This window comes from Massilia phyllostachyos, from assembly GCF_021044825.1.
In the GTDB taxonomy this organism is placed as follows: domain Bacteria; phylum Pseudomonadota; class Gammaproteobacteria; order Burkholderiales; family Burkholderiaceae_D; genus Telluria; species Telluria phyllostachyos.
Genome location: NZ_JAJNOC010000003.1, coordinates 244,203 through 260,390 on the forward strand (window position 1 = coordinate 244,203; position 16,188 = coordinate 260,390).

Here is a 16,188-nt window from a genome sequence, read left to right on the forward strand (position 1 = left end):
GCTTGGTCGCCTTTTAACGCTGGCACTGGACGCAGTAGAACGTCGAGCGCTGGCCCTGCTTGATCTGGCGGACCGGCGTGCCACAGTTGCGGCAAGGCACTCCAGCACGATCATAGACGAAATATGTCTGTTGGAAATACCCTGACTGGCCATTTACTGCAATAAAGTCTTTCAGGGTACTGCCGCCCTGCACGATGGCGGCGGCCAGGATGTCCTTGATCGCCTCGGCCAGCCTGTCGTAGCGGGCGCGGCTGATGCGCGCGGCTGGGGTCTTGGGATTGATCCCGGCGCGGAACAGGCTTTCGCAGGCGTAGATATTGCCGACCCCGACCACGATGTCGCCGGCCAGCAGCACCTGCTTGATCGGCGCGCTGCGCTTGCGGGTCTCGCGGTGCAGCAGCGCGCCGGAAAAACCGTCGCCCAGCGGCTCGACGCCGAGGCCGCGCAGCAGCATGTGCGCTTCCAGTTCGCCCTCATGCTCCCCATGCCATAGCACGGCGCCGAAGCGGCGCGGGTCGTGCAGGCGCAGCACCTGGCGGCTGGACGGGCCAATGTCGGGATCGGCGACCACCAGGTCGAAGTGGTCGTGCTTGCGCGGCTCGACCCCGGGCGGCAGCACGCGCAGGTGGCCGGACATGCCGAGGTGGACGATCAGGGTGCCGTGCTCGAAATTGATCAGGAGGTATTTGCCGCGCCGGCCAGTGGCGAGGATGCGGCGGCCGGCCAGCAAGCCCGCCAGGTCGGGCGGGAAGGGCCAGCGCAGGCCCTCGCGGCGCAGGACGGCGGTTTCGACGATGCGGCCTTCGATGTGGGGCGCGACACCGCGCCGGGTGACTTCTACTTCTGGCAGTTCAGGCATGGGGGAGGGAGTTCGTGTAAAGTCGTCGCAGCGGTTCAGGATGCGCTGCAGTGCACGCGGGCGCATGCTTGAGCGTAGAATCGGACAACATCCTCGACACCCGGACATGCCTTGAAAAACGCTTTCGTCATTGTAACCCTCTCCAGTCTCCTGGCGGCGTGCGCTGTCGCGCCGAAACAGCAGCCCGCGGCGACCGGCGCGTCGTCCGCGGCCGCGCCCGTGGCGGAGTCCGACACCCCGCTCGCCGCGGCGGAAGGGGAGGGGGCGGAACCCGACGAGGAAGCGGCGGAGGCGAAGGCGCGTCTCGAAGCCGAGGCCAAGCTGCCGAAAGTGGAACTGACCAGCAGCATGCTGAACCAGTTACTTAAGGCCGAGTTCGCATTCCGCAAGGGTGACTGGCAGGGGCCGTACCTGACCATGCTGGCGCTGGCGCAGCAGACCCGCGATCCGCGCCTGGCGCGCCGCGCGGCCGAGATGGCGGTGGCGGCGCGCCAGGCCGACGATACCCTGGCCGCGGTGCGCGTGTGGCGCCAGCTCGATCCGGCGTCGGACGAGGCGACCCAGTACTTCGTCGGCATGGTGGTCACCTCCGACAATATCGCCGAGGTCGAGCCGATCTTCGTCGAGCGTTTGCAGAAGGTGGCGCCGGACCGGCGCGGCCTGCTGCTGTTCCAGATCCAGCAACTCCTTGGCCGCGCCAAGGACAAGGAAGCCGCCGCCGCCATGCTGGAGCGGGTGGTGGCGCCCTATGCCGGCACCATGGAAGCGCACATCGTGCGCGCCCAGGTGGCCCTCGGCCGGGGCGACCGCGCGGCAGCCGGCAGCGAAGCCCGCGCCGCGCTGGCCGCCAAGCCCGATTCCGAGATCGCCGTGCTGATGGTGGCCCAGACCATGGAAGACGAGGTCAAGGCCGGGCAGATGCTGGAAGCCTTCCTCAAGAGCCATCCGGACGCGCGCGAGGTGCGGGCGGCGCACGCCCGGGTCCTGGTCAACCAGAAGCAGTACCCGCAGGCGCGCGCCCAGTTCGAGGCGCTGCTGGCCGGGCGCCCGGACGACGCCGGCAACCTGTACGCGCTCGGCGTGCTGGCCAGCCAGATGAACGACGCCGGCGCCGCCGAAGGCTATTTCACCCGCTTCGTCGAGGTGCTGGGCCGCAATCCCGAAGACGAGCGCGACCCGACCCGGGCGCTCCTGATCCTGGCGCAGATCGCCGAGGAACGCGGCGATTACGCCGGCGCCTCGGCCTGGCTCGACAAGGTGCCGCCCGGTACCGAACCTGCGCTGCTGTTCAGCGCTCAGTTGCGCCGTGCCCAGCTGCTCGGCAAGCAGGGCGACCTGGCGGGCGGACGCAAGCTGCTGGCCGGCCTGAAACCGCTGGAAGAAACGCAGCAGGTGCAGGTGGCGGTGGCCGAATCGCAATTGCTGCGCGACGCAGGCCGTCTGAACGACGCCTATGTTCTAATGGAAGCGGCCGCCAAGCGCTTCCCGAAGAATCCCGACCTGCTCTACGACTTCGCGCTGCTGGCCGAAAAGCTGGGCAAGGTCGATGTGATGGAAAAGCAGTTGCGCGAGGTAATGGCGCTGGCGCCGGATAACCACCACGCCTACAACGCCCTCGGTTACTCGCTGGCGGAGCGCAATGTGCGCCTGCAGGAAGCGCAAGCGCTGGTGAACAAGGCGCTCGAGATGGCGCCGGGCGACCCTTTCATCATGGACAGCATGGGCTGGGTGCACTATCGCCTGGGTAACCTGGACGAGGCCGAAAAATACCTGCGCCGCGCCTATGCGCTGCGCCGTGACCCGGAGATCGCCGTGCACCTGGGCGAGGTGCTGTTCCAGAAGGGCCGCCAGGCCGATGCCCAGCAACTCTGGCGCGAGGCGCGCGCCAAGGACCCGCAGAACGATACCCTGCGCAACACGCTGGCGCGCCTGCGCCAGAGCTTGTGAAATAATCCACGTTTTCGATGCCGGCTTGCCCTTGATGAAACGGCGGGCCGGCGTTCGCCACCTTTGTCTTTCCCATCTCATGCCGATGAATCGACGCTTGACCCTGTCCGCCCTCGCACTTGCCTTCGCCCTGACCGGCTGCGCCACCGCACCCAGCAGCAATCTCGCCACCGTGGCCGCCTACCGCGACACCATCGAGCTGAGCGGGCGGCTGTCGGTGAATTACCAGAAGGATGGCAAGGTCGAATCGGTGACCGGCAGCTTCGACTGGACGCAGCGCCCGGGCAATGTAAACGTGTCGCTGGCCAATCCGCTGGGCCAGACCGTGGCGACCATCGACGTCACGCCGCAATCGGCGACGCTGACCCAGGGCGGCAGTGCGCCGGTGAGCGAAGCCGATATCGACACACTGACCCAGCGCACGCTGGGCTGGCCGCTGCCGGTCTCCGGCCTGCGCGACTGGTTGCAGGGCTATGCCGTCGATGCCCAGGGCCAGCGCTTCGCCGCGTCGCCGGCGCGCAACGAAATCGTCACGAAAGACGGCTGGCGCCTGCGCTTCATGGAATGGCATGACCCGAACGCGGCCCAGCCAAAGCCGCGCGTGATCCATGCGACGCGCGCCGCGGCAGGGGACATCCAGGACCTGGAAATCCGCATCATCGTCAACCAGGCCTGAGGTTTTACCAGATGCGTTCGCTGCACCATTGCCCGGCCCCGGCCAAGCTCAACCTGTTCCTGCACGTGACCGGCCGCCGTGCCGACGGCTACCACCTGCTGCAAAGCGTGTTCCAGCTGATCGACCGCGCCGACACCCTGCATTTCGACCTGCGCGCGGACGAGCGCATCGTGCGCGTCAACGAGGTGCCCGGGGTGCCGGAAGAGCAGGACCTGATCGTGCGCGCGCTGCGCCTGCTGCAGGCGGAGCATGCGCGCCGCCATGGCCGGCTGCCGCCGGGCCTCGACGTGCGGGTGGACAAGATCCTGCCGATGGGCGGCGGGCTGGGTGGCGGTTCCTCGGATGCGGCCACCGCGCTGATGGCGGCGAACCACCTGTGGCAGGCGGGCCTGTCGCAGCAGGAGCTGATGATTCTGGGCTTGCCGCTGGGCGCCGACATTCCCTTCTTCCTGTTCGGGGAGACCGCGTTTGCCGAAGGCATCGGCGAAGCCCTGCAGGCCGTGCCTGGGCCGGATTGCTGGTATGTGGTGGTGGAGCCGGGCGTCTCGGTGCCGACCCCGGCGATTTTTTCGGCGCCCGATTTGACAAGAGATACGAAGCCCGTCATAATAGCGGACTTTTCCAGCAGCTACGCCGAATCAGGCAGTCGGATTGGCTTCGGGAAGAATGATTTGCAGGACGTGGCTGAACGCCTGTTCCCGCCGGTAAGAGAGGCGGTTGAATGGTTGGGCGGTTACGGCGATGCCAGGATGACTGGCTCGGGGGCATGTGTGTTCTGTGCATTTTCCAGCGAGCGCGATGCGGATGCTGTTCTGGCACATGTGCCGGATAAGTGGAGAGCATGGAAGGCGCATTCGCTTGGAAGCCACCCGATGAAATCGCTCTTGCAGAATCAAGCAGTTATGGAATAAAATTTTGCCTGTCGCGACGTTAGACGTTAAAATACGTGGAATGTAACGGCAAGCAGTTCAGTCGTGTAGGGGAATCGCCAAGCTGGTTAAGGCACCGGATTTTGATTCCGGCATACCAAGGTTCGAATCCTTGTTCCCCTGCCAAAGTTTTCCCGGCTGTCGAGGCATGATCCTCCAGCGGGATAAACAGCGGTGCAGCGTTCGGCCTGCATCCATAAGCTAATCAGCCGGCTCGACCGGCTGATTGTTTTTCCAGTTTCAACAACGCATTTCTTGGGGTTCCCTCCATGGCTTACGAAAACCTGATGGTTTTTACCGGCAACGCCAATCCGGCACTAGCAGAGGGGGTCGCGAAAAATCTCGGCATTCCACTCGGCAAAGCAATGGTTTCGAAGTTCTCGGACGGCGAAGTCATGGTCGAGATCAACGAGAACGTGCGTGGTAAAGACGTCTTCGTCCTGCAATCGACCTGCGCACCGACCAACGACAACCTGATGGAAATCATCCTGATGGTGGACGCGCTCAAGCGCGCTTCGGCCGGCCGCATCACCGCTGCGATTCCTTACTTCGGCTACGCCCGCCAGGACCGCCGCCCGCGCTCGGCGCGCGTCGCGATCTCGGCCAAGGTCGTCGCCAACATGCTGGAAGAAGCCGGCGTCGAGCGCGTCCTGATCATGGACCTGCACGCCGACCAGATCCAGGGCTTCTTCGACATCCCGGTCGACAATATCTACGCATCGCCGATCCTGCTGGGCGACCTGCAGCGCAAGAACTACGAAGACCTGCTGGTGGTCTCGCCGGACGTCGGCGGCGTGGTCCGCGCCCGCGCGCTGGCCAAGCGCCTCGGCTGCGACCTGGCGATCATCGACAAGCGCCGCCCGAAGGCGAACGTGTCGGAAGTCATGAACATCATCGGTGAAGTCGAAGGCCGCAACTGCGTGATCATGGACGACATGGTCGACACCGCCGGCACCCTGACCAAGGCTGCCGAAGTGCTGAAGGAACGCGGCGCCAAGAAAGTCGTGGCGTATTGCACCCACCCGGTTCTGTCGGGTCCGGCAATCGACCGCATCTCGAACTCGCCGCTGGACGAGCTGGTCGTTACCGACACCATCCCGCTGAGCGCCGCGGGCGCCGCCTGCGGCAAGATCCGCCAGCTGACCAGCGCACCGCTGCTGGCCGAAACCTTCAAGCGGATCGTAAAGGGTGATTCGGTCATTTCGCTGTTCGCTGAATAAGCAGATAAGCAACACCGCACCGTAATTTACGGCGCGCCTGGCTGACAAGGCCGGCGCGCCGTTGATGCAAGAAGAACTTGGGTCCCGGCCTGCGCCGGGACGACATTCTCGGCAGGCCGAAAATGTCGGGTTTCCGCATTCTTGAGCGCGCAGTCCGGCGCTTGTTCTTGACTGCCCTGGTCGCGGGGCGGTCACCACTGGGTTACCGGGCTGGCGTCGAAGCCGGCATTCGGACCCGTTTATTTTTTGGAGTTTCACATGAAAGTAGTCGCATTCAACCGCACTCAGCAGGGGACCGGAGCGAGCCGCCGCCTGCGCAAGGCTGGCCAGACCCCAGGCATCATCTACGGTGGCAGCGCCACCCCGGAACTGATCGCCCTGGACGGCAACGCCCTGTACCACGCGCTCAAGAAAGAAGCGTTCCACGGTTCGGTCCTGGACCTCGAAATCGAAGGCAAGACCCAGCAAGTCCTGCTGCGCGACTTCCAGATGCACGCATACAAGCAACTGGTCCTGCACGCTGACTTCCAGCGCGTCGACGCATCGAAGCCGATCCACACCAAGGTCACCCTGCACTTCGTCAACGCCGAGATCTCGCCAGCCGTCAAGCTGAGCAGCGCTGTCATCTCGCACGTCGCCAACGAGCTGGAAGTGGCTTGCCTGCCGGGCAAACTGCCGGAATTCATCGAAGTCGACCTGAGCAAGCTGGAAGCCGGCCAGTCGATCCACGTGAACGACCTGGTGCTGCCGGAAGGCGTCACCGCGCTGACCCACGGTCAGAACCTGACCCTGGTCACCACCTCGATCCCGCGTGGCGTCGCTTCGGCTGAAGCCGCTGCAGAGTAATACTTTCTTGTGGGCCGCCGTGGCGGCTCCTTGAAATCCGAAACCCGCCGTGGCTTTGCCCGGCGGGTTTTGTTTTTGTAGGGTGGGCGGCCATACCTGCGGCCTGTGATATGCCGCGCCGTGTGCGCCGCCCACGCGTTCAACCAGCGCAAGAACAGGCGAGCGGGCGGCATCACCGTGGTTTGAACGCGCGGTCGGCGCCCACGATGCCGCAAAATCGGTTTCACGGTAGAGCCGACCACCCTACGCGGCGCTGGTTTTCGGCGATAATCCTCTTTTCCCAGAATCAAAGTAGACAGCGCATGTCCATCCGTCTGATCGTCGGCCTCGGCAACCCGGGTCCGGAATACGAACAAACCCGCCACAACGCCGGCTTCTGGCTGGTCGACAACCTGGCCAACTCGCTGCCCGGCTGCCGTCTGCAGCGCGAGTCGCGTTTCAATGCCATGGTCGCGAAGACCCGGATCGCGGGCAACGAAGTCTGGCTGCTGGAACCGCTGACCTATATGAACCGCTCCGGCCAGTCGGTCGGCGCGCTGGCGCGCTTCTACAAGATCAATCCGGATGAAGTGCTGGTCGTGCACGACGAGCTCGACATGCTGCCGGGCGTCGCCAAGCTCAAGAAAGGCGGTTCCTCGGGCGGCCACAACGGCCTGAAGGACATCACCTCGGCGCTCGGCACCCAGGAATACTGGCGCCTGCGCCTCGGCATCGGCCACCCGCGCAGCCTGAACCTGCAGCAGGCCGTTGCCGACTTCGTGCTGCACCGCCCGCGCCGCGAAGAACAGACCCTGATCGAGGAGTCGATCGACAAGGCGCTGCGCATCATCCCGCTCGCTTGCGAAGGCAAGATGGAGCAGGCGACGATGCAGTTGCACACCAACTGACGTCAGGGCCTGCGCTAACGCCCCTGCACGACCACCTGCGTGCGCAGGTCGCGCTTCATGCGCTCGAGTGCCGGCCGCATCTGGCGGTAATCCTCCGGCGTGCAGGTCGCCGCCGTGTGCCTGAACTGCAGGCGCCGCTTCACCACCACCGCATCCCCCTGCCGCGCATACTGCGCGCGGTAGTAGAACCTGCCGTCGTCGACCAGTACCGGCTTGGGCAGCGCCAGTACCCGCGTGCGCGGCGGCAGCGCATAACGCAGCTCGTCCTCGGCGTCGATGGCGGGGCAGACGAAATCCTGGCGCCGTTCCGGCTCGCGTCCGAGCTCGAATACCGCATCGCCCAATCCATTCCAGAAGTTGTAGGTCGTTGTCAGCGCCACCGGACCCGGCAGCTGCACGAAGCCTTCGCTCGCGCCGGAAAACGCCACCGTGTAGTCGCTGGTCGCCGCCTCGGTGTCGCCGGCCTCGAGGGAGCCGTCGCCGGTCTGCCCGAGCCCCGCCAGCAGGCGCCGTACCAGGCCGGCGCGCGCATCCTGCGGCGTGGCGCGCACGGCGTCGCGCCAGGGTTCGGCGCCGGCGCCGCCGCTGGTGCGCGCGACACGGAAGCGGCTGCTGCCGTCGCGCGCGATGTCGAAGCGTGTAGCGGTGCGGCTGGGCGCCGCCTGGTACACCGGCGTCATGGCCAACTCGCCGCTTGCCGCCAGCAGCACCGGTTTACCGAGCAGGCTTGGGGGCAGGAACCCGCCGGCGACCGCACCGGCGGTTGGGTCGAGGTAGAGCTGCAGCGCCGGCACGTAGACGATGACGTGGTTGAGCACGCCAAGCGTCGGCACTGACGGCAGCCGGTAGGCATGGTCGGCGTTCAGCAGCGCCGGCCCGGCCTCGATCCCGCTTGCCGCCAGCAAGGCCTGCAGCAGCACGGCGTGGTCCTTGCAGTCGCCGTAGCGGTTTGCCAGCACCGCGGAGGCCGCGTGCGGCACCACGCCGCCCGGGCCGAGGTAGACCGCGACGTAGCGGATATTGCGGCGTACCCAGTCCGACAATGCCAGTGCCCGCGCGTGCGGATCGTCGATGCCGCGCGTGATGTCTGCCGCCAGCCGTGCCAGCGCCGCGTCCGGTTTCGATGCGTTTGTGGCACGCGTCTGGTAAGCCTGCGCGAACGCGGGATAGTCCGGAAAAGTGGACACGGCCAGCCGCCTGCCGTAGTCGAGATAGCTCACCGAGCCATGTTCGATGCGTGCATTCTCTCCGCCCGCGTGGCGCCAACCGTAGCGGCGCCGGCCTGGCGCGCTGTCGAGGCTCAAGGGTTCGAAGCCGACCGGGTCCGCATGCAGCGGCATCGATGCGGGCAGGTCGTAGACCAGGCGGAAGTCGCCATAGCGAAGCTGCCTGGCCACGGTGAAATCCTCGAAGTGGCCGGCGAACAGCGGCGTGTGACGCCGCACCTTGTAGCGCAGGGTGAGGGTGTCGCCCACGGCGACGTCGGGGAAGATGACCGCTTTCAGGCGCGTGTCCTGGAACATCGGGGCATCGCTCGACGCGGCTTCCTGCTGCTCGCGGATGGCGGCGGGGCCGACCGCGAGGCGCCGTCCGTCCGCCTTGGTGGTCCAGGCCTCGATGGCGGTCACGGTATCGAGCGAGGCGTTGAAACCGATGAACTGCTCGGCCTGCTGCTCGATGGCGGCGGCGCCGGCGATGGTTTTTACCAGCTCGACTTCGAGCAGGTAGGCGCCGCTGGGCTCGACCGTGTAATGCTGGACGTAGCGGTCGACCAGCACCGAACGGTCGGTGCCGCTGTCGGCCGCAAGCGCTCGCGCGCAGGCGCACAAGAGCAGCAAAACAAGTGTGAGACGGAACAACATGATGCGACTCCGCAAGGACGAGCGCCCCATCTTACGCAGCGTCCTCGTTTCACCCTTGAGTCGGCGCAAGCGCGCTCTTCCTGCGATAATTTTGTCCATGAAGGCACTCACTTTCCACGCCGGGCCGCTGGCCCTGGCCCAGATCGGCGCACAAGGCTTGCGCGCCCAGGACATCGCCATCGTGCCGGCCGCGGCCGGCGGCCCCAAGGGCCTGATCTTCCAGGCCCTGGACCAGTGGATGTTCGGCGAGTGGCTGCCGTCGAGCCCGCGCGAGCGCATCCTGATCGGTTCCTCGATCGGCGCCTGGCGCATGGCCGCCGCCTGCCAGCGCGACCCGGTCAAGGCCTTCGCCCGCCTCGGCGAGCTGTATGCCGGCCAGCGCTACACCAGCAAGAAGCCGACCCAGCACGACATCGACAAGGTGGTGCAGGGCCTGCTGGGGGAATTCGTGCGCGGCCACGAAGAGGACATCGTCAGCCATCCGCACCACCGCCTGCACCTGCTCGCGGTGCGCGGCAAGGGCCGTCTCGCCGCGCCCGGCCACCCGCGTGCCGAACTGCGCGGATTCGCCGCGGCGGCACTGCACAACGCCTGCTCGCGCACCTGGCTCGGGCGCCTGATGGAGCGGGTCGTGATCGGCGATGCGCGCGCGCAGGCGCCGTGGCTGCGCGAACGGTTCGACGCTTTTACGACCCACTTTTCCGCACTCTCGCGCACCAACCTTGCCGCCAGCCTGCTGGCCTCGGGCACGCTGCCGCTGATCATGAAACCGGTGACGGCGATCGCCGATCTGCCGCCGGGCAGCTACTGGGATGGCGGCATCATTGATTACCACCTGGCCTTGCCGTATACGCGCGCGGCGGGGGAGAACAAGACCGACCTGGTGCTGTACCCGCACTTCACCCAGCACATCGTGCCGGGCTGGCTCGACAAGGGTTTCCCGTGGCGACGCGCCGCGCGCGCCCATCGCGGCTGGCTGGATAACGTGCTGATCGTCGCGCCCTCTGAAGAATTCCTGCGCACCCTGCCGCGCAAGAAGTTGCCGGACCGGGCGGACTTTACCTTCTATGGCCTCGACCATGACGAGCGCATCCGCAACTGGCAACGCGCGATGGGAGAGGGGCAGCGCCTGCGCGACGAGCTGGCGGAGTTCGTGCATCGTCCTGATTTGTCGCGTGTTTCGACACTCAATTGACTGCTTGTAGTTGCATTAGAAGATAGTCGTTCACGCTTATGAGTTGTTGAAAAAATAGGCAGTCAACCGGTTGTATGTGCTATCATCTGTATAAAAATACAGTAACTTTTGACCCAATTTACGAAAGGATTGGTCATGACTTCCGCGCTTGATGTGGCGCAAGTGTTTCTAAATTTCGCGAGAGATGAACGTAGAAGGCTTACGAACATGCAGCTTCAGAAGTTGGTGTTCTTTGCACATGGCATTCATTTGGGAGCCTTCGATGGTGAGCCCCTGATTGAGGAAGAAGTCCGAGCATGGGATTTCGGACCAGTTATTCCAGTGTTGTACGAAGAGTTGAGAAGATACGGCCGCGGGAATGTAGAAGACGACCTTGTACATGAGCTTCCGCCTGAGTTGCATGATTCGGAGAGTAGCCAAATGGAAGCCATCCGCACAGCCTGGGCTAGTTATAAAGATATGACAGCTTGGCAGTTGTCTGAAATATCTCATTTAGACGAAAGTCCTTGGGCGCAGGTTTGGAATCAGCGAAGGTATGCGCCTATCCCTGATCGCCTTATTCGCGATTACTATCGGCAGCATCTGGATATACAAAATGCCGACTGATCCTCCGTCGAATGTCTCATCGTCTAGCCAATCAGGAACGCCGCCTGCGAAAACACGAGGACGCCCCCGGAAAATATCGATCAAACTCGATCCTCAGCTTACTGGAAGTGTTAGTGCTGGCGGCGCGCAGTCGCCGATTCCCAACGATCCAGATCCGTCAAAAAGTCTCGACGAGTACCGGACGGCGCGCCTTGAGGAAGAAATAAAGGAACTTAGACGCCAGCATGAAGAACGGAAGGATTTGCATGGCATCAGGACAAGACATGCTTGGCTACTCTTCTACCTTACTGTAGCCTGGGTTGTCGTTGTTTGGCTTGTCATCCTTCTGCAAGGGTTTGGGCAGTGGTTTTTGCCAACCCCGCCTCCAACAAACGAGCATTTTTACCTTAAATTCAAGTTGTCGGATACAACAATCGTCGCGTTCATGACGTCTACAACAGCGACGGTACTTGGCCTTTACGGGATTGCCGCCTACTGGATGTATGGGAACAACCGACGGCAAGCTGAGGGAAACAAGAAAGATAAGCAAGGTAAGTCTGAAGCAAACGAGAAAGACGGGAGCGCTAACTGAACCCTATATGCAGTGCTGTCGGGTGGTGCGGTCACCAATACAATGTGTAACGTTTGCCCAAGCACCTCCCGTCCGGAGGTACAATGCTGGGTTTATGGAGCGGCTGTAAGGCCGCTTCGCATTTATTGAATTAGAAAGAGTCCCATGAGCCTCCAATGCGGCATCGTCGGCCTGCCGAACGTCGGCAAGTCCACCCTGTTCAACGCCCTGACCAAGGCCGGTATCCCGGCCGAGAACTATCCGTTCTGCACCATCGAGCCGAACGTCGGCGTGGTCGAGGTGCCGGATCCGCGCATGCAGCAGCTGGCCGAGATCGTCAAACCGGAGCGCATCGTGCCGGCGATCGTCGAGTTCGTCGACATCGCGGGCCTGGTGGCCGGCGCGTCGAAAGGCGAGGGCCTGGGTAACCAGTTTTTGTCGCACATCCGCGAGACCGACGCCATTGTCAACGTGGTGCGCTGCTTCGAAGACGACAACGTCGTGCACGTGGCCGGCAAGGTCAGCCCGATCGACGACATCGAAGTGATCCAGACCGAGCTGGCGCTGGCCGACCTGGGCGCCGTCGAGAAGGCGATCCACCGCGAGAACAAGAAGGCGCGCTCGGGCGACAAGGATGCCGCCAAGCTGGTGGCGATGTGCGAGCGCATGCTGCCGCACCTGAACGAAGGCCAGCCGGTGCGCACCATGGGCCTGGACGCCGAAGAGATGGCCTTGATCCGCGAACTGCACTTGATCACGGCCAAGCCGGCGATGTACGTGGCCAACGTGTCCGACACCGGCTTCACCGACAACCCGCTGCTCGACCAGCTGACCGCCTTCGCCAAGAAGCAGAACGCGCCGATCGTCGCGATTTCCGCCGCGATCGAATCGGAAATCGCCGAGATGGACGACGCCGACAAGAAGGATTTCCTGGCCGACATGGGCATGGAAGAGCCGGGCCTGGACCGCCTGATCCGCGCGGCCTACTCGCTGCTCGGCCTGCAGACCTACTTCACCGCCGGCGTGAAGGAAGTGCGCGCCTGGACCGTCAAGGTCGGCGCCACCGCCCCGCAGGCGGCCGGCGTGATCCACACCGACTTCGAACGCGGTTTCATCCGTGCGCAGACCATCGCGTTTGATGACTACATCGCCTACAAGGGTGAAGCGGGCGCCAAGGAAGCGGGCAAGATGCGCGCGGAGGGCAAGGAATATATCGTCAAGGATGGCGATGTGTTGAACTTCCTGTTCAACGTCTGATTGCTTCAGACTGCTTGAAAAGCCCCGCCGCCGAGCGGGGCTTTTCGTTTCATCCCATGGTCACGCCGCTTCGTCCCAGTATTGTTTCCAGCTTCCTACAGGTATGGTCAACTACGTCTGGTTAAACTTTCCCGGACAACCGACTAGTGAACAACATGAAAAAAAGCCTGACCACCGCCGCCCTGCTGCTGACGGCAAACAGCGCCCTGGCGCAGGACGCGATCAACTGCAGTTCCTGCGCCGAGTGGAACAAGCCTGTCGCGCCCTTCAACATCCATGGCAACAGCTGGTACGTCGGCACCGCCGGCCTGTCGTCGGTGCTGGTCACCAGCCCGCAAGGCCACGTCCTGATCGATGGCGCGCTTCCTCAGTCGGCGCCGCTGATCCAGAAGAACATCGAAGCGCTCGGCTTCAAGATGCAGGATGTGAAGTTCATCCTGAATTCGCATGCCCATTTCGACCACGCCGGCGGCATTGCCGCATTGCAGAAGGCGAGTGGCGCCACGGTTGCCCACACTGCGCACGGCGCCCGGGTGTTGCGTGACGGGACGCACGGAAATGACGATCCGCAGTATGACCCGAAGGATCGCACCCTGATGCCCAAGGTCGCGCAGGTGAGGGAAGTGAAGGACGGCGAGACGTTGTCGGTCGGGCCGCTGCGCATCACGGCGCACACGACGCCGGGACATACGCCGGGCGGCATCACGTGGACGTGGCAGTCCTGCGAAGCCGGCAAGTGCCTGGACGTGGTGTATGCCGACAGCCTGACCATGATTTCCAGCGATGGGTTCTACTTCAGCGGCGGGGCGGGTTATCCGGATATCTCGGCGAGCGTGCGTAACACCTTTGCCAAAGTCGCCGGCCTGAAGTGCGATATCGTGATTGCTGCGCATCCGTCGGCGACCGATGTGTTTGCCAAGGCGGCGGGAAAGACGGCGCAGGCGAATCCGTTCATCGATCCGGAAGGGTGCCGCAAGCTGGCGGCGGGGGCGGCGAAGAAGTTCGAGGAGCGGTTGCAGCGGGAGCGGGAGGAGAAGGCGAAAGCGGTTGCTCAGTAATGCGCCCGCTGGCTGCATGTCTTTAGGTTAGCGGCTGAGCGACGAAATTGGGTTCCGGCCTTCGCCGGAACGACGTGAACAGGGCGCGGGGCGAAACTATAACCCTGCGTATCAGCCGGCCTGATCTCGACGTGTGCCAAGCCCCAGAATCCCTGCCATACTGTCGGCCTTCACCTCCAAGGTTTGACAGCATGGCCACCGTTACCGAACTCGTCATCTACCCAATCAAGTCCTGCGCCGGCATCCCGGTGCGGGAAGCGGCGTTCGGCATCTCCGGCCTGCGCGCCGAGGGCGTGCACGATCGCGAATGGATGCTGGTCACGCGCGAAGGCCTGTTCCTGACCCAGCGCGAGTACCCGCGCATGGCATTGATCCAGCCGCGTATCGACGGCGATGCGCTGGAAGTGAGCGCTCACGGGATGCCGCCGTTGCGACTGCCTCTGGCGCACGACGCCGCCGCCCCGACGCTGATGGTGCAGATCTGGGACGACCACATCCAGGCCGCCGATTGCGGCGATGCCGCGGCTGCCTGGTTCGCCGACGCGCTGGGCGGACCCTGCCGCCTGGTGCGCTTTCGTCCCGAGCAACACCGGCCGACCAGCACCAAGTGGACCGGTGGCACGCCCGCCGAGACCCGCTTCGCCGACGGCTACCCGATTCTCGTCATCGGTCAGGCCTCGCTCGACGACCTCAACGCGAAGCTCGCACAAGACGGGCGCGAAAAGCTGCCGATGAACCGCTTCCGCCCGAACCTCGTCGTCGACGGCCTCGAAGCGTTCGAGGAGGATTTCGTCGAATCGTTCTCGGCAGGCGGCCTGGTGCTGCGCCCGGTCAAGCCCTGCGCGCGCTGCCCGATTCCCGCCATCGACCAGGCCACCGGCATTCCCGGCCCCGACCCGCTCGACATCCTGCAATCCTACCGCGCCAATCCGCGCATGGACGGCGCCGTTTGCATGGGCATGAACTGCATCGTCAGCGCCGGTGCCGATCACATCCTCCGGATCGGCCAGGAATTGGAAGTTGCGATAGCGTTTTAACAAGCGGTCGTCAATATCCGGCTGTTCATGCGCAACACATGGATGCGAAATCGCCTCGCGGAGGCGGTTTTCGTTTTCAACCACCGGCAATTGGCGTAATGTTACGGGTATTGCTGAAAGGAATTTTCGATGCACGAGCCGGACACGCACACGCGAGAACTGATGTTGGAGAACGAGACCCTGCGTTCCCGCATGGCGTACCTGCTCGAACAGGCCGAACGCAACCATTCGATCATGACCCGGCACCAGGCTTTCGACCTGAAACTGGTCGGTTCCAGCACCTTCCAGGAACTGGTGACGACGATCTTCCAGACCCTGCCGGTCATTTCCGAGCTCGACATCGTGACCCTGTCGCTGGTCGATCCGGACGCCGACATTTACACGGTCATGCACAAGCTGGGCGTCGACTATGAAACGCTGCCGCACCTGAGCTTCTGCGAGCATGCCAGCGAGCTCGGGTTTCCGCACATCGAGGGCCGCCGCCCGGAGCCGATCCTGGGGCCGTACGCGCCGGCGCGCCACATGGGAATGTTCCCGCACCCGCCGGCGGGCCTGCAGAGCGTGGCCCTGGTGCCGCTGCTGCGCAATACGCGCCTGATCGGCAGCCTGAACCTGGGCAGCGCGGACCCGAACCGGTTCACGCCGGCGCTCGGCACCGACTTCATCGAGCATATGGGGTCGATCATTGCGATCTGCCTCGAGAACGTCATCAGCAACGAGATGCTGAAGTTCATCGGCCTGACCGACTCGCTCACCGGCGTCTACAACCGCCGCTACATCGACCGCCGCCTGGTGGAAGAGATCGCGCGGGCGCGCCGCCAGGGCTACCGGATCTCGGTGATGTACATCGACATCGACCACTTCAAGCAGGTCAACGACACGGTCGGCCACCAGGGCGGCGACGAGGTGCTGCGCGAAGTGGCCCAGCGCATCAAGGCCGAGCTGCGCATCTCGGACGCGCTGGCGCGCATCGGCGGCGAGGAATTCGTGGTGCTGCTGATCGACGCCGACCTGGAAAGCGCGAGCGCGGTGGCGAACCGGATCCGCGCAAGCGTGGAAGCGCGGGCGGTCGATATCGCGGGTGGCGCGCAGGTGTCGGTGACGGTGTCGATCGGCGTGGCGACGCTGGACGATTTCGAGCGCGATCATGCGATCGAGGGCGTGGCGCAGGATCTGGTGGCGCAGGCGGATACGGCCTTGTATCGGGCCAAGTCGACCGGGCGCAACAGGGTTGTATCGTTGTCGTAGGGTGGGCGGTC

15 protein-coding genes and 1 tRNA gene are annotated in these 16,188 nt (G+C 64.1%); 14 read left to right on the forward strand and 2 right to left on the reverse strand.

Annotated elements, in window-relative coordinates:
* Positions 1 to 13: 13 nt before the first annotated feature.
* Positions 14 to 859, reverse strand: coding sequence for a bifunctional DNA-formamidopyrimidine glycosylase/DNA-(apurinic or apyrimidinic site) lyase (gene mutM, locus LQ564_RS12025; protein WP_231058329.1), 846 nt, complete (start codon positions 857 to 859; stop codon positions 14 to 16).
* A 111-nt stretch (positions 860 to 970) separates the two neighbouring features.
* Between mutM and LQ564_RS12030 the strand changes: the two genes are divergently transcribed.
* The 7 genes from LQ564_RS12030 (at position 971) to pth (ending at position 7,364) form a co-directional block, all read left to right on the forward strand.
* Positions 971 to 2,806, forward strand: a complete 1,836-nt coding sequence (locus LQ564_RS12030; protein WP_231058330.1) for a tetratricopeptide repeat protein — start codon at positions 971 to 973, stop codon at positions 2,804 to 2,806.
* A 97-nt stretch (positions 2,807 to 2,903) separates the two neighbouring features.
* Complete coding sequence (locus LQ564_RS12035; protein WP_231058331.1) at positions 2,904 to 3,482, forward strand: outer membrane lipoprotein LolB; 579 nt, start codon at positions 2,904 to 2,906, stop codon at positions 3,480 to 3,482.
* Between the two features lie 11 nt (positions 3,483 to 3,493).
* Positions 3,494 to 4,393, forward strand: a complete 900-nt coding sequence (gene ispE / locus LQ564_RS12040; RefSeq protein ID WP_231058332.1) for a 4-(cytidine 5'-diphospho)-2-C-methyl-D-erythritol kinase — start codon at positions 3,494 to 3,496, stop codon at positions 4,391 to 4,393.
* A 67-nt stretch (positions 4,394 to 4,460) separates the two neighbouring features.
* A tRNA-Gln gene (locus tag LQ564_RS12045) sits at positions 4,461 to 4,537 on the forward strand.
* Between the two features lie 143 nt (positions 4,538 to 4,680).
* The gene (locus tag LQ564_RS12050; RefSeq protein WP_231058333.1) at positions 4,681 to 5,631 is read left to right on the forward strand and encodes a ribose-phosphate pyrophosphokinase; all 951 of its coding nucleotides are present in this window, start codon (positions 4,681 to 4,683) and stop codon (positions 5,629 to 5,631) included.
* Positions 5,632 to 5,889: 258 nt separating this feature from the next.
* A complete protein-coding gene (locus tag LQ564_RS12055) occupies positions 5,890 to 6,477 on the forward strand; it encodes a 50S ribosomal protein L25/general stress protein Ctc (RefSeq protein ID WP_231058334.1) in 588 nt (195 codons plus the stop codon).
* 302 nt (positions 6,478 to 6,779) lie between these two features.
* Positions 6,780 to 7,364 carry an aminoacyl-tRNA hydrolase gene (gene pth / locus LQ564_RS12060; protein ID WP_231058335.1) on the forward strand — a complete coding sequence of 195 codons (585 nt, stop codon included), beginning with the start codon at positions 6,780 to 6,782 and terminating at the stop codon, positions 7,362 to 7,364.
* Between the two features lie 14 nt (positions 7,365 to 7,378).
* On the opposite strand, the gene LQ564_RS12065 is transcribed toward pth, so the two are convergent.
* Positions 7,379 to 9,226 (reverse strand): DUF3857 domain-containing protein, encoded by a 1,848-nt coding sequence (locus LQ564_RS12065; RefSeq protein WP_231058336.1) that lies wholly within the window; start codon positions 9,224 to 9,226, stop codon positions 7,379 to 7,381.
* Between the two features lie 97 nt (positions 9,227 to 9,323).
* Here LQ564_RS12065 and LQ564_RS12070 point away from each other — a divergent pair, with 97 nt between their 5' ends.
* The 7 genes from LQ564_RS12070 (at position 9,324) to LQ564_RS12100 (ending at position 16,177) form a co-directional block, all read left to right on the forward strand.
* Complete coding sequence (locus LQ564_RS12070) at positions 9,324 to 10,421, forward strand: patatin-like phospholipase family protein (protein WP_231058337.1); 1,098 nt, start codon at positions 9,324 to 9,326, stop codon at positions 10,419 to 10,421.
* Positions 10,422 to 10,556: 135 nt separating this feature from the next.
* Entirely contained in the window at positions 10,557 to 11,027 is a 471-nt protein-coding gene (locus LQ564_RS12075; RefSeq protein ID WP_231058338.1) for a Panacea domain-containing protein, read from the forward strand.
* A complete protein-coding gene (locus LQ564_RS12080) occupies positions 11,017 to 11,598 on the forward strand; it encodes a hypothetical protein (RefSeq protein WP_231058339.1) in 582 nt (193 codons plus the stop codon). The genes LQ564_RS12075 and LQ564_RS12080 overlap by 11 nt, the downstream gene beginning before the upstream one ends.
* A gap of 144 nt (positions 11,599 to 11,742) precedes the next feature.
* Entirely contained in the window at positions 11,743 to 12,834 is a 1,092-nt protein-coding gene (ychF, locus tag LQ564_RS12085) for a redox-regulated ATPase YchF (protein ID WP_231058340.1), read from the forward strand.
* A gap of 155 nt (positions 12,835 to 12,989) precedes the next feature.
* Entirely contained in the window at positions 12,990 to 13,892 is a 903-nt protein-coding gene (gene bla / locus LQ564_RS12090; protein ID WP_231058341.1) for a subclass B3 metallo-beta-lactamase, read from the forward strand.
* A gap of 191 nt (positions 13,893 to 14,083) precedes the next feature.
* Positions 14,084 to 14,929, forward strand: a complete 846-nt coding sequence (locus tag LQ564_RS12095; protein ID WP_231058342.1) for an MOSC domain-containing protein — start codon at positions 14,084 to 14,086, stop codon at positions 14,927 to 14,929.
* 129 nt (positions 14,930 to 15,058) lie between these two features.
* The gene (locus LQ564_RS12100; protein WP_231058343.1) at positions 15,059 to 16,177 is read left to right on the forward strand and encodes a GGDEF domain-containing protein; all 1,119 of its coding nucleotides are present in this window, start codon (positions 15,059 to 15,061) and stop codon (positions 16,175 to 16,177) included.
* The last annotated feature ends 11 nt before the right edge of the window (positions 16,178 to 16,188 follow it).